This window comes from Acinetobacter sp. 778_lipA (assembly GCF_058242985.1).
In genome coordinates this window covers 2,127,541-2,146,974 of the sequence record NZ_JBZAYT010000001.1, presented here as the reverse complement: position 1 = coordinate 2,146,974, position 19,434 = coordinate 2,127,541, and the positions used below count along the sequence as shown (strand labels likewise).

Here is a 19,434-nt window from a genome sequence, read left to right as displayed (position 1 = left end):
TAAAAACTTTATTTCAATAACGCATGATTTTAAATTCATTTTATCAAAAAGCGATAATATACCTATAAAGTGGAGGGTTTATGCAGCTGGTTGCTGGTGGAAATATTCAAATACCTGCTCAGGATATTGAAATTTGTATAAAAACAGGGTTTTCATCTGACATTGAATTAGATGTTACAGCATATTTACTGGCCCAAGGCACGCTTAAAGTGCGTGGTGATCAGGACATGATTTTTTATGGGCAACGTCAAACCTCCAATCAAAGTGTGGTTTTGCTAGAATCATCATCTAAGAACCCAAATCTCACCAAATTAAAAATCAATACTGCACGTCTAGATGCACAAATTCAAAAAATCGCTATTTGTGTCACGATCAATGAACCAAATACCATTGGCAATATTATTCCGATTGATATTGAGCTTTATGCAGGGCAACAGCATATTGCGACCGCACATTTAGATACCCAAAATAGAACTGAAAAAGCTTTAATCCTTGCAGAGATTTATTTTCATAACAGCCAATGGAAGTTTCGCTTTGTCGGTCAAGGATTTAATGGTGGATTAAAACCATTGGCTGAAAACTTTGGTGTTGTGATTGCTGATGAAGTGAAAAATACTACACCTACACCTACACCTACACCTACACCTACACCTAAACCTACACCTACACCTACACCTACAAACTCAAATATTAATTTATCTAAAATCCGACTGGATAAAAACAATTCAACCATCAACTTAACCAAGAAAGGTAATGGTTTTGGAAAAATATCAGTCAATTTAAACTGGAATAAAAGCCAGCCTAAATCCCAATCATTTTTTCAGAAACTATCGGGATCAAGTGCAATAGATCTAGACCTTGGTGCGATGGTGCAACTTAAAAATGGTGAAATTGATTTAGTACAACCGCTGGGTAATCGTTTTGGGCGTTTTGAAATCAAACCGTTTATTCAGCTTGATGGTGATGATCGTACAGGTTCATCTGTACAAGGTGAAAATCTTCATATTAATGGGAATCAATGGGATCAAATTGAACGCATTGTGATTTATGCTTATATTTATCAGGGTGCTGCACAATGGGCAGCAACGGATGGTGTTGTCACCATTAAGATCCCAGACCAACCTGAAATTGAAGTTCATTTGACGGATGGTAATCAATTGACAACATGTTCTATTGTAGAATTAAAGAATAACAATGGCACTATACAAGCCAACCGAGAAGTTCGTTATTTTAAAGATCAAAAATATTTAGATGAACATTATGGTTTTGGGTTCCGATGGACACATGGTTCTAAAAATTAATTGACTGCATGTATTTAAACAATGAATGCACACTGCAATAAAGTAGAGGAAATATAAATGGCAATTTCATTAAACAAAGGTGGCAACTTATCTTTAAGCAAAACTGACCCAAGTTTAAACCAAGTTTTGGTCGGCTTAGGTTGGGATGCGCGTGCAACTGACGGAACAGATTTTGACTTAGATGCTTCAGCATTTTTATTAAGTGAAAACGGTAAAGTTCGTGGTGAACACGATTTCATTTTCTATAACCAAACACGTTCACCTGAAGGTTCTGTTGAACATACAGGTGATAACCGTACCGGTGCGGGCGATGGTGATGATGAAGCAGTCCGCATTAATCTGGCACAAGTACCTGCAGATGTTCAAAAGATTGCAATTACAGTCACCATTCATGAAGGTGAAAGTCGTGGTCAAAATTTTGGTCAAGTTCAAAATGCGTTTATTCGTGTAGTCAATGATCAAAGCAATACTGAAATTGTTCGTTTCGATTTGAATGAAGATTATTCAACAGAAACTGCCATGATTTTTGGTGAATTATATCGCCACAATGGTGAATGGAAGTTTAGAGCTGTAGGACAAGGTTATGCTGGCGGTTTAAGCGCAATGTGCCAACAGTTCGGTATAAGCATCTAATATAAGAGTTCAATGGATGAAACATTTTCGCTTTTCGATTCTTTTTACCATCATTTGTCTAGCAATTTCTGCGTATTGGGGTTTTACACATGGTCCCCAAGCCGGTCTAATGACCATGTTCAAGGCATTGGCAATTACTGCCATTCTTGCAGTGATGGAAGTTTCTTTATCGTTTGATAATGCTGTAGTAAATGCTTCGGTACTCAAACACTGGAATCATTTCTGGCGAACCTTATTTTTAACAGTCGGTATTGTTATCGCTGTATTTGGTATGCGTTTAATCTTTCCATTACTCATTGTTGGCGTCACTGCAGACATGGGCATGATAGAGGTTGCAAAACTTGCGCTGAACGATCCAAAAACCTACTCTGAAAAGCTCATGGCACACCATGCTGAAATTGCAGCGTTCGGTGGTATGTTCTTGCTCTTAGTTTTTCTTAACTTTTTATTTGATGATGAAAAAGATGAGCATTGGTTCCATTGGTTGGAGTCAAAACTCGCTGATCTAGGCAATATTCAAGCGATTTCAGTGTTTATTTCATTATGTGCATTATTGGTTATGGCTAATTTTGTACCTGAAACTTCTCGTCTGGTTGTAACGATGGCAGGGATTTGGGGAATTGTGGTTTATGTTGGTGTTCAGGTGATTGGACACTTACTTGAAGGCGGTTCACATGATGATGAGGAAGAAGCATCAGAACAAACGACTTCAAATAATGGTGCACCTGTAACGGGCACAATCATTAAAGGCGGTATCGGTGGCTTCTTGTATCTTGAAGTACTTGATGCGTCTTTTAGTTTCGATGGTGTAATCGGCGCTTTTGCAATTACCAGTGATGTGGTAATTATTATGCTTGGCCTTGCTATAGGTGCGATCTTCGTGCGTTCTATGACCGTTTATCTTGTAGAAAAAGGTACGCTCGATGCTTATGTTTATTTAGAACATGGCGCGCATTATGCGATTGGTGCACTTGCATTCATCATGCTTGCAAGTGGGACTGGCTTACATGTACCTGAAGTCGTGACTGGTTTGATTGGTGTCGCATTTATTGTTTGGGCAGTAATTTCATCAATTTCATATAGTAAAAAACAATCTCTTGAAACAACTGAAAAAGGAAATTAAAAATGGCTATTAATTTATCAAAAGGCGGTAACATCAACCTGTCTAAAACAGCGCCTACAATGAATAAAGTAGACTTAGGTTTAGGCTGGAATCCTCGTGTTACAGATGGTAAAGCTTTTGATTTGGATGCTGTTGCTTTTCTAACTGGTGAAAATGGCAAAGTCCGTTTAGATGGCGACTTCATCTTCTTTAACCAAAAAACTTCTCCTTGTGGTTCTGTGAACCATAACGGTGATAACCGTACAGGTGACGGTGATGGTGATGACGAAACAATTTCAGTTGATTTATCTAAAGTTCCAGCAGATGTGGCTAAAATTGTATTTGCTGTAACCATTCATGAAGGCCAACAGAATGGTCAAAACTTCGGTATGGTAGATAAAGCATATATCCGTGTAATTAATCAGGATAACAATGCTGAAGAACTTGCACGTTTTGACTTGTCTGAAGACGGCAGTACAGAAGTTGCCATGATTTTTGGTGAGTTATACCGTCATAGTGGCGAGTGGAAATTCAAAGCAGTTGGCCAAGGCTTTAACGGTGGCTTAGGCGCTTTGGCTGCAAGTTATGGTGTTGCAGTTTAATTTTTAAAATCAGTACTAAAAGATTTATCTTTTAGTACTTGAAAGTGATTCGGTTTAAATTGGTTTATTTATGAACACAGTAAAAATTATTTTCAAGTACTAAATAGAGAACAACAATGCAATTCATCACTGGACAAAAACTGGCTCTGCACCAATTGTTGCAGACTAATACACAGTTTAAAGTACGTGTACAGGTTCAAGCACCTTTTGAAATCGATATTTCTAGCTTTGGTATTGCGCCAAACGATAAACTTTTCCATGATGATTATATGACCTTCTATAATCAACCACAAACACCGAAAGGCGAAGTTCAATATCTGCTTCGTGGCAACATCCATAGTTTTACCTTTGATTTAAAAAAGATAGATACAACACGAACGCCACGTTTTGTGATCTGTGCAACCTTAGCCAATGAGCAGTCTCAAATCCACAATATACAATCGATTCAGGTCGAGTTATGTAATCAAGACGAACAGATTCTTGCGACTTATCGTTTAAATGGTTCTAATTTTAGCCAAGAAAAAGCTGTGATGCTGACTGAGATTTACTTTAAAAGTGATACTTGGCGTATCGCTGCAATTGGTCAAGGTTTTAATGGTGGCTTACAGGCTTTGGTTGAACACTTTGGGGGAGAGGTTGAAGAAAGTGTTACAGTTGCACCCCCAACAGCAAACCCATCGATCAGTAATGCAGCGGTTACAATTGATCTAAAAAAGAAAGTGGTACTAGATAAAATTCAAGACGCCGCTCCACATTTAGTGGATATTACGAAAAAGTCTTTAATCAGCTTAGAAAAAAATAATTTGCTTGATGTAAAAGCCCGAGTAGCTTTAGTCCTTGATTATTCAGGTTCAATGCACCAACAATATATTAAAGGTGATGTTCAAAAAGTCCTCGATCGAATTATGCCTTTGGCAGTCAATTTTGATGATGATGGTAGTTTTGAATGTTGGGCTTTTGCAGAAAAATCATTGCGTTTAAGTGATGTAACCTTGAACAACTTACAAAATTTTGTCAATACAGATCAAGGCGGTCATCCAAAGTGGAAAGCTGGTGCACGTTATAATAATGAACCTGTTGTACTTGAAGCTGTGATTAAATATTTTACCCAAGAAAATCCATCTCATTTACCTGTTTACGTGGTATTTGTTTCAGATGGTGGGGTCAATGAAAGTAAAAAGATTAAAAATATCCTTAAAAGCGCATCTAGTTTCCCTATTTTTTGGCAATTCGTGGGTATTGGCGGTCGTAACTACGGTGTGTTGGAACAACTCGATACGATGGAAGGGCGAGTGGTGGATAATTGCAATTTTTTTGAAATGAGTAATATTCAAAGTATGCCTGAAGCACAACTGTATGATGCACTGCTTCAAGAATTTCCACTGTGGTTAAAAGAAGCGAAAAATAAAAACATTATTCGATAAAGAGAGGGCAATCGATGGCTAAATTTGAACTTGTAGGCAGTCCAGAACCATTTCTGTTGGTTGATTTGGTACAGGGAGAAAAAATATTTTGTGAATCTGATGCAATGGTCATGATTGAGCAGAATCTAGAATTAGCTGGGAACTTACGCGGCGGTTTATTTCAGTCATTTATGCGTAGATTTACTACAGGTGAATCGCTGTTTCAGCAAGAAATCAAAGCATCATTGGGTCATGGACAGTGTTTACTTTCTCCAAACATAGATGGTGATATGCAAATTCTTAACATAGGTCCTCAGCAATACACTTTATCTGATGGTGCTTTTGTTGCAGCAACAGAACATGTCAATGTCAAAGCCAAGATTCAAGCAAATTTAGGTGGTGGATTCTTTGGTGATACAGGGGGCTTTGTGGTGATGGAATCATCAGGACAAGGTCAATTGTGTATTTCTGGTTGTGGTACTTTGATGGAAGTCGATGTAAGCACTCAGAACGGCGAAACCACCATTGATAATGGTCATGTTGTGGCATGGGATTCATCTTTAAGTTACAACATTGGTATGCCGAGTTCACAAAACCGCGGAATTGTTGGAAATCTTTTAAACAGTTTTACCAGTGGTGAAGGTATGGTGCTTAAGTTTAGGGGCAATGGCAAAGTCATTATTTGTTCCCGAAATCGCAAGAGCTACCTCACCTGGTTATCTTCAGCTTTAAATTTAAATAGAAACAATTAAATCTATGAGGGAAACACATGAGTATTAGTTTAGTAAAAGGTCAAAAAATCTCTTTAGAAAAAGGTGATGGCTCATCTTTGACCAAAATTTATCTTGGTGCAGGTTGGGATGTGGCTAAGAGTGGCGGATTTTTAGGTGGTCTTTTTGGGGGCGGCGGTGGTGATTCAATCGACCTTGATGCATCTGTCATTATTTTTGATGAAAACAACCAACCGCTCGATGCAGTATGGTTTGGACAATTAAAAAGTAAGGATGGCAGTATTTGGCATTCAGGTGATAACCGTACGGGTGCTGGTGATGGCGATGATGAAGTGATCCATGTTGATCTAACTAAAATCCCTCCTCAAGTTAAAGCACTGGTTTTTACAATCAGTAGTTTTCGTGGTCAAACTTTTGAAAAAGTTGAAAATGCTTTTTGTCGTTTAGTTGACTCGAATACCAATACTGAAATCGCAAAATACAACCTTTCAGCAAAAGGCAATTATACTGCCTTGATTATCGCTAAAGTCTATCGCCACAATGGCGCATGGAAAATGTCTGCGATTGGCGATACCTGTAATGGTAAGACCATTCATGACATGCTTCCTTCGATCATTCCAGTGCTATAAGGGTAGCCATAAAAAAATTTTAATCAACAAAGCCATTCTTAGGAATGGCTTTTACTTAAAGTATTTTCAATCTTTCCATTCTAAAGTTATCAATTCTGTAAAATAATTCTATAATAGCAACCATTATTACTGACCTCAGTTGGGGTTGGTTCGTTTTTAAGTCAATTTCTTCTCCGTGATTCGGCTTATTTTTCAATATTTAAATTTTATGTGTTTATGTTTACACGTAAGAATATTTAGGTGCCCACATGGAAATCAAAGTCAATTATCTCGATAATCTTCGACAAGAAGCCAAGTTCGATGACTTTACAGTAATTGCTGATCAACCCATTCGCTATAAAGGTGATGGTTCTGCGCCGGGTCCTTTCGATTATTTCCTTGCCTCATCTGCTTTGTGTGCCGCTTACTTTGTGAAAGTGTATTGTGCAGCTCGTGATATCCCGACCGATAATATTCGGCTATCTCAAAACAATATTGTAGATCCTGAAAATCGTTATAAACAAATTTTTAAAATTCAGGTTGAACTTCCTGCAGATATTTCAGATAAAGATCGTCAAGGTATTTTACGTTCGATTGACCGTTGTACCGTTAAAAAAGTCATCCAAACTGGTCCTGAGTTTGTTATCGAAGAAGTTGAGAGTATTGATGCAGATGCACAAGCGTTGCTCATGCCTAACTTGGCACAAGAAAGCTTAACTTTTATTGAAGGTAAAGATCTGCCTTTAGAGGAAACCATTGCCAATATGTCTGAGATTTTGGCAGGATTGGGAATGAAAATTGAAATTGCATCATGGCGAAATATTGTCCCAAATGTGTGGTCATTACATATTCGTGATGCTCAATCTCCAATGTGTTTTACCAATGGTAAAGGCTCGACCAAAGAAAGCGCTTTGGCTTCTGCATTGGGAGAATTTATTGAGCGTTTAAACTGTAATTTCTTCTATAACGACCAGTTTTGGGGTGAAGAAATTGCCAATGCTGAATTTGTACATTATCCAGATGAAAGATGGTTTAAACCTGGACCAAATGGAGAACTACCTAAACAAATATTGGATGAATATACATTAGAGGTATATAACCCAGACAATGAATTGTTAGGTACACATTTATATGATACCAACTCAGGCAATACTGAGCGTGGTATTTGTTCATTACCTTTTGTACGCCAATCTGATCAAGAAATTGTATATTTTCCATCAAATTTGATTGAAAATTTATACCTAAGTAATGGTATGAGTGCAGGAAATACTTTAGCTGAAGCTCAAGTACAGTGTTTATCTGAAATTTTTGAACGTGCGGTTAAACGTGAGATTTTAGAGGGAGAAATTGCACTTCCAGATGTGCCTGAGGAAGTTTTAGCAAAATACCCCCGTATCGTTGAAGGCATTAAAGGCTTAGAAGAACAGGGCTTCCCAGTATTGGTTAAAGATGCATCATTGGGTGGTGAGTTTCCTGTGATGTGCGTTACGCTGATGAACCCACGTACAGGTGGTGTATTTGCATCATTTGGCGCACACCCTAAGCTTGAAGTTGCTTTAGAACGCAGTTTGACCGAGTTGTTACAAGGCCGTAGTTTTGAAGGTTTAAATGATTTACCAAAACCGACCTTTAGCAGTAATGCTGTGACAGAACCAAACAATTTTGTTGAGCATTTTATCGATTCCAGTGGTGTCGTGTCTTGGCGTTTCTTTAGTGCAAAATCAGATCATGACTTTGTCGAATGGGATTTTAGCCATGCAGGTGAAAATGCCAATGCTGAAGAAGCTAAAACGATGCTCAACATTCTTGAAGAAATGGGTAAAGAAGTTTATATGGCTGTCTATGAGCATTTAGACGCGACAGCTTGTCGAATCATCGTTCCTGATTATTCTGAGATTTATTTGGTTGAAGACTTAATTTGGGACAACACCAACAAAGCATTGTTATTCCGTGAAGATATCTTAAATATTCATCGTTTGGAAGATGATCAGCTTGAAGCTTTAGTTGAGCGTCTTGAAGAAGTTGAAGTGGATGATTACACCGATATCGTAACATTAATTGGTATTGAGTTTGATGATAATACTGTATGGGGACAATTGACGATCCTTGAATTAAAATTGTTGATTTATCTTGCGTTACAACAGTTTGAAGAGGCAAAAGATTTAGTTGAACAGTTCCTTCAATACAACACCAATACCGTAGAACGTGGTCTGTTCTATCAGTGTATGAATGTGATGCTTGAAGTTGAACTAGACGACGACATGGATTTAGATGATTATGAAGTCAATTTCCGTCGTATGTTTGGTGATGAAAGAATGGATGCAGTCATTGGCTCTTTAGATGGTAGTATGCGTTTTTATGGCTTGACTGAAACAAGTATGAAGCTTGAAGGGCTTGATCGTCATTTAAGACTTATTGACAGTTATAAGAAGTTACATAAAGCACGAGCAAAAGCTGTTGGCTTAGCAAGTTAAAAATTTTTTACAACAAAAGCTAAAACCCAAGATTCGTCTTGGGTTTTTATTTTAAAAATAAATTAATAATTCAAATTAAATTGCCATATAAATACTTCGTTCTAAAACGACAACAATCCAGTAAGTTTGAGACATACTAAAATTTATGTTAAGTTTTTCTTATTAGTAAAGGGGCATAATAATAAATGTTGAACAATATTTTTACACGCTTAGATAAGTTTGGCTTGGGAACTGAAAACCGTTCAATTCATGTCCAGCTTTTAAATTTTCAACTCAATTCCCACATCATGTTACAGCGTATTGATGGCTATCATGGTGTCAACGATGGCTTATCAGCAGAACTCATTTGCCTGTCATCAAACCCATTCATAGAATTAAAACAATTCATTGGTTGTCAAGTGGCAGTGGATCAAGTTATAGATTCAGGCAATTTATTCAGAACCACTGGCATAATTACGGGCGCTAGCCAAGGACAGTCAGATGGCGCTTTGAGTCTTTATCGTCTAACCATGCAAGATGCTACCAGTCTATGGCATAAAAGACTGAATAGCCGTGTGTTTATGGATAAAAGCGTTGTAGAAATTTGTGAAATAATTTTCAAGGAATGGCAGCTTAAGAGTAGTTTATTTGCTTCAAGCTTAAAACTGGATACAAGTGGTTTAACCAAAGATTATGATGTACGTCCATTTTCAATGCAATCAAATGAAAGTGATTACTCCTATTTAACTCGATTAATGCGTGAGGAATCAATTAATTGGCTGGTTGATGAATCAAATTATTTGGTTTCTAACAGTAGCCAAAACGTTGAACCACAAAAGTTACGCTTGGTCGATAGTAATTTTCAATTTAAAGCCAGTGAACGTAGGACTATTCGTTATCATCGTTCAAATGCAACGGAACAGTCCGACAGTATCACCAGCTTTATCGCAAATAGACAATTACAATCGACAGCGATCCATGTACAACGTTGGCAAGCGGACAGTTTAACTCAGCAAGATGCTAGCGGTTCAGTCCTCAGTTCACATAAGCATAGTGCTCAACGTGATAATGAAAGCTTAAGCCTAGAACAAGCTTGGAGTATATCTCCTGCATGGATTCGTGATCTTAAGGGCGAAGACCAAGCGACAATGTCTGGAAATAGCCAACTTGATAAACTGAATAATCAACTGAATCTGCATCAAGCTTTGCAAGCAAAATACTTTACAGCACATAGTAGTGTCCGAGATACCCAGGTTGGCTATTGGTTTCAGTTGGTGGATCATCCAGAACTAGAGAAAAATCATAGTGGCAGTGATAAGGAGTTCTTAATAATTAGTAAACATTTTTATAATCAAAATAATTTTCCCAAAGATATTCAAAACCAAATTGAAAAACTCTTAATTTTGAGTCATTGGCAAAGTAGTAAAGATAGTGAACAAGAGCGTCAAGCCAATTTACTCACTTTAGTTCGTCGTAATATTGAGCTTGTTCCAAAATACGATCCGTTGCAGCATCGCCCGATTGCCCATGTACAACGCGCTAAAGTGGTCAGTGATGGCGAAGAAATTTATGTTGATGAATGGGGAAGGATTAAAGTTCGCTTCCTATTTACGCGAACTGAAGATCATACCCATGATGGTGGTGCAGGATCGAATGATACAGATACTGATTCAGCATGGGTGGATGTGCTTACATCTTGGGCTGGTGCAGGCTACGGTGTAAGATTCTTGCCTCGTAAAGATGAGATTGTCGCGGTTGATTTTTTTGATGGTAATCTTGATCGTCCATTTGTTACAGGACGAATTCATGAAGGACATCGAAGTCCAACCATGTTTGATAATAAAGGTAAACTGCCTGAGACCAAAAAGCTGAGTGGTATCCGATCAAAAGAAGTGGCAGGTGAAGGCTTTGGCCAGCTTAGATTTGATGATACTACCGCGCAAATCAGTACGCAGTTACAGTCGAGTCATGGTGCGAGCCAATTGAATTTGGGAAATTTAAGTCATCCTAAAGAAACCTCAGTAAGTGAAGGTCGTGGTGAAGGGTTTGAGTTAAGGACGGATGATTGGGGGGCAATACGTGCGCCTAAAGGGATATTGATTACAACTGAAATCGCAGGTCATGCCTCAGGAAACCAACTTGAGCGTAGTAAGCTTCAACAGAATATCGAAAAATTCTTAGGAACTAATAAGGCTATTCAAGATGCAGCTAAAGGCCACCAAACCATTGAGCCTGAACTTGAATTACAAGAAGCCGTAAAAACAGATCTTCCAAATTGGAATGAATCAGATTCAACCCCTTTCATTGCAATCGATGCCAAGGATTCACTTATTTTTGATGCAGATAAAGGAATTATTGCTCAAGCCAAGCAAAATATTGATATAAGCTCAGAACGAAATATTCAAGTTTTTTCAGGGCGTGGTTTTCTAGCCAATGTTTTAGACAAAATTTCACTCTTCGCCAAAGCAGCCGGTATCAAGATCAAAGCTGGACAAGGTCCAGTCGAAATTGAGTCGCAAGCAAGCACCATGAAAATCGCCTCACAAGAACTGATGCACGTTTATGCAGTTAACGATTTTGTTAAAGTCGAAAGTGGTAAAGGCATAATGATCTCATCTGGTGGTGGTTTTATCAAAATTGAAGATGGCAATATCGATATCGTTTGCCCTGGGTTGCTTTCTTTAAAAGCAGGGCAAATTAAAACCATGTCAGGCGCTACGATAAGCTCTGATTTAGCCGCGATGCCAAAACTTCAAATGGATTATGGTGAACACTTTGTATTGCGTAATAAAGCGGATAAAGCCATATCGAATATGAAATATAAAATAAAAACAGAAGATGGAAAAACCATTGAGGGTGTTACAGATACTGAAGGTAGAACCGAGAAAATAACCTCACTGGCTATGACAAAAGCCGTTATTTCATTATTAGGATATGTTGATGAATAAACTATTTTCTTCTTTATTACTCACCGCTTGCATGATCACGACAAGTTGCGCATTTGCACAATCAGCAATAAAAAATACTGGAAATAATATGATCAATTTAGAAAAAACTAAAACTTATTGTATTGGGCGTTATGTGGTGGATATTCCTGCTGAGGCTAATCCATTAGAACGTTATGATAAATATGATTCTTTTACTATTAAGGCTCAAACTAAAGCAACACGTCAAGATTTTGATGAAGCAGTTCAAAAATGGAGAAATGATTATTCCAAAGGTAATCGAAAAATTTTTGAAGACCCACAAGAACAAGTATTCGATGGTCGACTGACTAAGATTTTTAAAGGGAAATTAGAGGATGACAAAAGACTTCCTTTTATATTAGCTGCCTTTGTATGGGATAAAAATACTTTATTTTTAATAGAGGGAATGCATAGTGATACACCACAGTTGACAGCCGAAAGTAATGAAGCGATTCATAATTTAGTGAAAAACTTACGCTATCGTAATGAACATGAGATTCCTAAGGAAGCAGGACAATGTATTTACCAAGGCTTTATCAAAGATCAAACCAAACAGTACCGCTATAGTATCCAAAAGCTTGGTTTTAGATTTAAGGACTATCCAACAGTGGTGTTACGTTTTGAGGCAGAAACAAATGATGAATATGTCTTGCCAATGATTCCACGGATAGAAAAAAAGTTTAAAGAGGTCGGGCAAAGCCAGCGTCAAATTGATAAAGGCAATATTCGTAAAGGTGAAAAAAATACTGGGCATTTAACGGGACAAGAATGGATTTCAGTAGAAAAAATGAAAGGGAAAAATGGCATTAGTGCCTTATGGGAACATACAGGCAGTGCCAATAATAACCAAGATCCATTGATTAGTTTTGAGGTAGATACGGCACGTTCTTCACCTCTTACACAGAGCAGTAGCCTAGAACAATATGATGCCTTAAAACTATATGAATCGATTCTAAAAACCATCCGTAAATTCGGAGAATAATAATTTTAAACAATGCTTATAGATCTGATAACGCTTATCTAAAAAGGAAATATTAATGAATAAACTATTTTCTTCTTTATTACTCACCACTTGCATGATCACGACAAGTTGCGCTTTTGCACAATCAGCAATAAAAAATACTGGAAATAATATGATCAATTTAGAAAAAACTAAAACTTATTGTATTGGGCGTTATGTGGTTGATATTCCTGCTGAGGCTAATCCATTAGAACGTTATGATAAATATGATTCTTTTACTATTAAGGCTCAAACTAAAGCAACACGTCAAGATTTTGATGAAGCAGTTCAAAAATGGAGAAATGATTATTCCAAAGGTAATCGAAAAATTTTTGAAGACCCACAAGAACAAGTATTCGATGGTCGACTGACTAAGATTTTTAAAGGGAAATTAGAGGATGACAAAAGACTTCCTTTTATATTAGCTGCCTTTGTATGGGATAAAAATACTTTATTTTTAATAGAGGGAATGCATAGTGATACACCACAGTTGACAGCCGAAAGTAATGAAGCGATTCATAATTTAGTGAAAAACTTACGCTATCGTAATGAACATGAGATTCCTAAGGAAGCAGGACAATGTATTTACCTAGGCTTTATCAAAGATCAAACTAAACAGTACCGCTATAGCATCCAAACTCTTGCTTTTGACTTTAAAAACTATCCAACAGTAGTGTTACGTTTTGAGGCAGAAACAAATGATGAATATGTCTTGCCAATGATTCCACGGATAGAAAAAAAGTTTAAAGAGGTCGGGCAAAGCCAGCGTCAAATTGATAAAGGCAATATTCGTAAAGGTGAAAAAAATACTGGGCATTTAACGGGACAAGAATGGATTTCAGTAGAAAAAATGAAAGGGAAAAATGGCATTAGTGCCTTATGGGAACATACAGGCAGTGCCAATAATAACCAAGATCCATTGATTAGTTTTGAGGTAGATACGGCACGTTCTTCACCTCTTACACAGAGCAGTAGCCTAGAACAATATGATGCCTTAAAACTATATGAATCGATTCTAAAAACCATCCGTAAATTCGGAGAATAATAATGTCAAATAATGTCCATCGTCATGAAGCCTATGAAATACTTTACGAATCTGGAAGTGTGTCTTATGTTTCATATACCACACCAGAGAGTGTTAATTCCGAGTGTGTAATTCCTGCACCTGTCAAATATGTCGTGCCGATTATTTTTATTCCAGGGATTATGGGGTCAAATCTCAAAGATGCAAAGAAAAATAAAGTTTGGTATCCCCGAATATCACTGTCTACGATTATTGAATACAGTAAACGAGATGCACGAGAACGACAGATTGCCCTGAACCCAGCAACAACTCAGGTTGGGTACGATGGCGATGTAAAAATAAGTAAAAAAGTAATTCCGCATATGACCAAAGACTTGGCTTTGGCACGCGGTTGGGGTTCAGTGATTACCATGGGTTATGCAAATTTACTGATTTATTTGGAGAGTAATTTAAATCAACCCTTCAAGAAATTAAAAGATCAAGAGAAGGATAAGTTTAATGGTACCGCTGAATGGGAAAAAATTGTCCAACCCGGCAATACAGACACGGAAAAAATACTTAAAAATTGGTCGTCGCTAAAAACTGTTGAATTATTAGGTCTAGAACAGCATGAGGAATTGGCAGATTATGCTTTTCCAGTGTTTGCCTGTGGCTATAACTGGTTACAAAGTAATATGAAGTCAGCAGATCATGTCGCAGACCGACTGAATAATCAAGTTATGGCGCAAGTTAAAAAAGAATTTCCTACAGCAAAATTTAAAAAATTTATTATCGTTAGCCACTCTATGGGGGGCTTAGTGACTCGCGCCTTGATCCAAAATGCTAAGGTTAAAGATAAGATTGCTGGTGTGATACATGGTGCGATGCCTGCCAGTGGTGCGCCAGCAGTATATCAACGCCTCACTGTAGGCTGGGATGGTTGGAAAGCCTCAACAGGACTTTTCAAAAGTGCTGTGGCTTGGGCAACCAAATTTATGTTTGGGAATACTTCTGAACGTCTCACCGCAACATTGGCAAATGCGCCCGGTGGCTTAGAGTTATTACCTTTTTCAAATTATTCCAATGTTGGGGATTTTCCCAAAAATCCTCAAGCATGGTTGGTCATTAAAGCTAAAACGCCTACAGGTGAAATGACTGCCACATTGCCAAAAAGTAATGATCCTTATAATGATCTCTATAAAAGAAAAGACTGTTGGTGGGCGATGATCAATCCTGATTTTATTGACCCAGCTGGTTTAGTTGCCGAAGCTGTGAAGAAGGATAAATTAGCCAGCATTTTTGATGCTTATATAAATAATATTGTAATAGTTAAAGAATTACATGATCATATAAAAGATACTTATCATGCCAATACTTATGCAAGCTATGGTGCTGACGAAGGGTATAAAGCATTTGGTCAAGTGGTGTGGCGTTGCAAAGAAGAGTTAAATATTAGCAGTGAAAATGAACTAATTGAATTAATGACTTTATATGGCAAAAAAAATTTAATTGAACTCCCAGATATAAAAGATCGAAGTGATAGAAAAGAAGATGATGTAACACGTGTTCAGGAAAATGATGCTGAATTAAGCATAAAAGGTTCGAAAATTCATAATTTATTAGACAATGCCTATAAAAAAGATGGCATAAGGGAAGTCTTGCTAGATGAAAAGTCAAAAATTTCTAAAACCAATAAAGCCACGTTTTATTTAGATATTAAGCCAACCTCAAAGGGAGATGGAACGGTTTGTTATCAGTCTGGACAGGATGTGCGTGCTGATGGTCGTAGTCCAATTGAAACATTTATAATTAATGGCTATGAACATGCGAGTAGTTATGATAATGCGCATGTTCAATTAAATACCATCTACTGTATTGCAAATATAGTGGATATGATCAAGAAATCTTCAGCATCAGAGGGATGTGAGAGTAAAATAAAAAATCTATAAATTTATATGATTTTAAGGACTTTTCGGGTGAATAATAGAAGTTCTAATTCTATAGGAGTTTTATTATTCTCAATGAAGATGAAATTATCAGATAATACTTTTGGAAAAAAATAAATTTAAGATCTAGTATGTATTTTATGAAATGAATAACTTGAACAAAGTTAAATTCGTCCAAAATGCTTAATCCATCAATAAATTTTGATATTTATCAGCTTGTGTTCTTAAAAAATCCCAGACCAATTTAATCCGTGGTTCATGCTGTAAATCAACTAAAGTCAACATCCAAAAAGTATGAATAAAACGAACTTCATCTTGTAACACCTGTTTAAGTTCTGATTTATTTTCTGCCAAAAACTTCGGCAAAATTGCCAATCCAGCACCTGCACTCACAGCAACTTGTTGGGCCAATATACTGCTGCTTCTAAAATTTGCATTGAGCTGTAAGGGTAGACGTTCTAAACAATACAGTTCAGGACTATAAATTAGATCATCAATGTAGTTTACAAACTGATGGTTTTTTAAATCTTCAAGTTTTTTAATCGCTTGAGTGCTTTCTAAATAGCTTTTGCTACCATAAATTTTAAGACAATAATCGGTTAAACGAGTAATGATATAAGGTCCTGACTTAGGACGGTCAATAGAAATCACAATATCAGCTTCACGATGCGACAGCTTAATCATTTTTGGAACTGGGATAAGATCAATTGTAAGTAAAGGGTATTGTTTAGACAGTTGTGCCAATAGCTGTGCTAAAAACGCTGTTCCAAAACCCTCAGGTGTGCCAATTCGCACATGCCCCTGTAATGGTAAGTTGGGCTTTTCAATTTGCAAAAACGCTTGTTCCATTTGCTCAACACGAGGAACTAACGCTAAGCCCTCCATAGTTAGTTCATAACCTGTGGCTTCTCGTCTAAACAACGGCGTTCCTAAAGACAGCTCTAGCGCTTGTATTCGTCTAGATACAGTACTGTGTTCAACTCCAATAATACGGGCTGCATTGGTTAAAGTCTTGGCACGCGCTAAAACTAAAAAAAAATGTAGGTGATCCCAATCGACTTTCATTGTGTATAACATCCTTGTGCATATTTGCACATTCATTGTGCGTTAATTTCTATTGGTCATCTATATTTTCTTTGTTAGTTTGATTTGAAACAGCACTGATGAAAATACTGCTTTAGGCTATTTTCTAAGAATGTAACAACAAAAAATATTGCCTATGGAGAGGTTATGAACACAATGTCAAATATTCATTCGACGACGGCTAAATTATTAATTCATGGAAAATTTACCGAATCAAATACTACTGAGTGGCAAGACATTCTAAATCCCGCGACCCAAGAGGTACTTGGTCGTGTCCCGATGGCAACTCTAGACGAAGTTGATGCTGCTATTGCTGCTGCACAAGAAGCATTTAAAACTTGGCGTTTCACACCAATTCAAGCTCGTATGCGGATTATGCTGAAACTGCAAGATTTGATTCGTGACAATATGAAAGATATCGCACGTGTCTTGACCGCAGAACAAGGTAAAACTTTAGCTGATGCAGAAGGTGATATTCAACGTGGTTTAGAGGTAGTTGAACATGCTTGCTCGATTGGTACCTTGCAAATGGGTGAATATACTGAAGGTGTAGCTCGTGGTGTAGATACTTATACCTTGCAACAGCCATTGGGGGTATGTGCTGGAATTACCCCATTTAATTTTCCTGCCATGATTCCACTATGGATGTTTCCAATGGCGATCGTTTGCGGTAATACCTTTGTTCTTAAACCGTCTGAACAAGATCCATTATCAACCATGATGCTAGTTGAGTTGGCATTACAAGCTGGTGTACCTGCTGGTGTACTCAATGTAGTACATGGTGGCAAACAAGTGGTTGATCGTCTATGTACGCATCCAGACATTAAAGCCATTTCATTTGTAGGTTCAACAGCAGTAGGAACGCATGTCTATAACTTAGCAGGTCAGCATGGTAAACGTGTGCAATCGATGATGGGAGCAAAAAACCATGTTGTGGTAATGCCAGATGCCAATAAAGAACAAACGTTAAATGCTTTAGTCGGCGCTGCTTTTGGTGCAGCTGGACAACGTTGCATGGCATTGTCAGTTGCTGTCATGGTCGGTGAAACTAAACACTGGGTGGATGAGTTGGTTGAAAAAGCCAAAACACTCAAAGTGAATGCAGGGCATGAACCGCAAACAGATATTGGTCCTGTGATCTCTCCACGTGCAAAAGCTCGTGTTATAGATTTGATTAATAGTGGTATTGAACAAGGTGCACAACTCTTACTTGATGGTCGAGATGTGCAAGTACATGGCTATGAAAAGGGCAATTTTGTTGGTGCAACCATATTCAACCAAGTCACTACCGATATGCGTATCTATACTGAAGAAATTTTTGGCCCTGTTTTAGCCATTATTCATGTCGATACGCTTGAACAAGCCATTGAATTGGTTAATGCCAACCCATTTGGGAATGGTGTAGGATTGTTTACTCAAAGTGGTGCAACAGCACGTACTTTCCAAAGCACCATTGATATTGGTCAAGTGGGCATTAATATTCCAATTCCCGTGCCGGTTCCATTCTTTAGCTTTACAGGGTCAAGAGGTTCAAAATTAGGGGACTTAGGACCTTATGGTAAACAAGCAGTACAGTTCTATACTCAAACCAAAACCATTACCAGTCGTTGGTTCGAAGACACACAAGAAAAAGGTGAAGTGAATACCACCATCAGCTTGCGTTAATACAGGAGTTCAAGGATGAATATTGCATTTATTGGTTTAGGTAATATGGGCGGTAAAATGGCCCATAATTTACTCAAATCAGGCTTGACAGTTTATGGCTTTGATTTAAGTGATATTGCAATCACACATTTCACCGAAGCAGGTGGAATCGCCTGTGATAGTCCGCAGGCAGCAGCAGAAAATGCAGATGTCGTAATCACCATGCTGCCAGCAGCAAAGCATGTTAAAGAAGTGTATTTGGGGGAAAATGGGATACTTGCTGTCCTTAAACAAGGTAGCTTATGTATTGACAGTAGTACCATTGATCCGCAAACCATTAAAGACATTGCTGCAATTGGTATAGATCAAGGGATTCAAATTTGCGATGCACCTGTTTCAGGTGGCACGATCGGCGCTCAAGCAGGTACACTGACCTTTATGGTGGGAACTGATGATAAAGCCTTTGAACAAGTAAAATCTGTGCTTGCACCCATGGGCAAGAACATCGTGCACTGTGGTGAAGTGGGTGCAGGGCAAATTGCTAAAATTTGTAATAATCTCATTTTAGGCATTTCAATGGCCGCAGTGGCTGAAGGCATGGCGCTAGGGGCTAAACTCGGTATCGATGCACAGGCGTTGGCAGGTGTAATCAATAGTTCCAGCGGTCGTTGCTGGAGCTCGGAAGTGTGCAACCCGTGGCCGGGTATTTCAGCCAATGCACCCGCTGGACGCGGTTATAGTGATGGATTTGCCTCTCAACTGATGCTTAAAGATTTGGGTTTGGCTGTAGAAGCCGCAGGTCAAGTCAAACAACCTTTGCTTTTAGGCGGTTTGGTACAGCAGCTTTATCAGCAATTGTGTATGCAAGGCAATGCTCAACTCGACTTCTCAAGCATCATTCAGCAATATTTGCCTAAAGAAGCTTGATCATCAGTCGAAGCATAGTTAATTTCACCACC

Annotated in this window: 15 protein-coding genes; 14 read left to right on the top strand and 1 reads right to left on the bottom strand. The window is 38.0% G+C overall.

Annotated elements, in window-relative coordinates; all coding sequences use genetic code 11:
• The first annotated feature begins 80 nt into the window (after positions 1-80).
• From AC4CUY_RS10185 to AC4CUY_RS10130, 12 genes are all read left to right on the top strand, one after another.
• Positions 81-1,301 (top strand): TerD family protein, encoded by a 1,221-nt coding sequence (locus AC4CUY_RS10185; RefSeq protein ID WP_490774067.1) that lies wholly within the window; start codon positions 81-83, stop codon positions 1,299-1,301.
• Between the two features lie 57 nt (positions 1,302-1,358).
• On the top strand, positions 1,359-1,934 hold the full coding sequence (locus AC4CUY_RS10180; protein ID WP_004720366.1) for a TerD family protein: 576 nt from the start codon (positions 1,359-1,361) through the stop codon (positions 1,932-1,934).
• A gap of 16 nt (positions 1,935-1,950) precedes the next feature.
• Positions 1,951-3,057, top strand: coding sequence for a DUF475 domain-containing protein (locus AC4CUY_RS10175; protein ID WP_336951077.1), 1,107 nt, complete (start codon positions 1,951-1,953; stop codon positions 3,055-3,057).
• Between the two features lie 2 nt (positions 3,058-3,059).
• The gene (locus AC4CUY_RS10170) at positions 3,060-3,638 is read left to right on the top strand and encodes a TerD family protein (protein WP_336951078.1); all 579 of its coding nucleotides are present in this window, start codon (positions 3,060-3,062) and stop codon (positions 3,636-3,638) included.
• A gap of 116 nt (positions 3,639-3,754) precedes the next feature.
• The gene (locus AC4CUY_RS10165) at positions 3,755-5,062 is read left to right on the top strand and encodes a VWA domain-containing protein (protein WP_336951079.1); all 1,308 of its coding nucleotides are present in this window, start codon (positions 3,755-3,757) and stop codon (positions 5,060-5,062) included.
• A gap of 14 nt (positions 5,063-5,076) precedes the next feature.
• On the top strand, positions 5,077-5,793 hold the full coding sequence (locus AC4CUY_RS10160) for a TIGR00266 family protein (protein WP_336951080.1): 717 nt from the start codon (positions 5,077-5,079) through the stop codon (positions 5,791-5,793).
• Between the two features lie 17 nt (positions 5,794-5,810).
• Positions 5,811-6,401: a TerD family protein gene (locus tag AC4CUY_RS10155; RefSeq protein WP_004720371.1), complete on the top strand. Its 591-nt coding sequence runs from the start codon at positions 5,811-5,813 to the stop codon at positions 6,399-6,401.
• 248 nt (positions 6,402-6,649) lie between these two features.
• Positions 6,650-8,854: an OsmC domain/YcaO domain-containing protein gene (locus AC4CUY_RS10150; RefSeq protein WP_419327215.1), complete on the top strand. Its 2,205-nt coding sequence runs from the start codon at positions 6,650-6,652 to the stop codon at positions 8,852-8,854.
• 185 nt (positions 8,855-9,039) lie between these two features.
• Positions 9,040-11,781, top strand: coding sequence for a type VI secretion system Vgr family protein (locus AC4CUY_RS10145; protein WP_490774066.1), 2,742 nt, complete (start codon positions 9,040-9,042; stop codon positions 11,779-11,781).
• Complete coding sequence (locus AC4CUY_RS10140) at positions 11,774-12,781, top strand: T6SS immunity protein Tli4 family protein (RefSeq protein ID WP_490774065.1); 1,008 nt, start codon at positions 11,774-11,776, stop codon at positions 12,779-12,781. Before AC4CUY_RS10145 ends, AC4CUY_RS10140 begins: the two co-directional genes overlap by 8 nt.
• 55 nt (positions 12,782-12,836) lie before the next feature.
• Positions 12,837-13,844, top strand: a complete 1,008-nt coding sequence (locus AC4CUY_RS10135) for a T6SS immunity protein Tli4 family protein (protein WP_490774064.1) — start codon at positions 12,837-12,839, stop codon at positions 13,842-13,844.
• A gap of 2 nt (positions 13,845-13,846) precedes the next feature.
• Positions 13,847-15,751, top strand: coding sequence for a lipase family alpha/beta hydrolase (locus AC4CUY_RS10130; protein WP_490774063.1), 1,905 nt, complete (start codon positions 13,847-13,849; stop codon positions 15,749-15,751).
• Positions 15,752-15,931: 180 nt separating this feature from the next.
• Here the strand turns inward: AC4CUY_RS10130 and AC4CUY_RS10125 are convergent, their stop codons facing one another.
• On the bottom strand, positions 15,932-16,813 hold the full coding sequence (locus AC4CUY_RS10125; protein ID WP_490774062.1) for a LysR family transcriptional regulator: 882 nt from the start codon (positions 16,811-16,813) through the stop codon (positions 15,932-15,934).
• A gap of 165 nt (positions 16,814-16,978) precedes the next feature.
• On the opposite strand from AC4CUY_RS10125, the gene AC4CUY_RS10120 reads away from it, so the two are divergent.
• Together AC4CUY_RS10120 and mmsB are read left to right on the top strand one after the other, a co-directional pair.
• On the top strand, positions 16,979-18,496 hold the full coding sequence (locus AC4CUY_RS10120) for a CoA-acylating methylmalonate-semialdehyde dehydrogenase (protein ID WP_419327211.1): 1,518 nt from the start codon (positions 16,979-16,981) through the stop codon (positions 18,494-18,496).
• A gap of 15 nt (positions 18,497-18,511) precedes the next feature.
• Positions 18,512-19,402 carry a 3-hydroxyisobutyrate dehydrogenase gene (gene mmsB, locus AC4CUY_RS10115; protein WP_490774061.1) on the top strand — a complete coding sequence of 297 codons (891 nt, stop codon included), beginning with the start codon at positions 18,512-18,514 and terminating at the stop codon, positions 19,400-19,402.
• Positions 19,403-19,434: the final 32 nt, after the last annotated feature.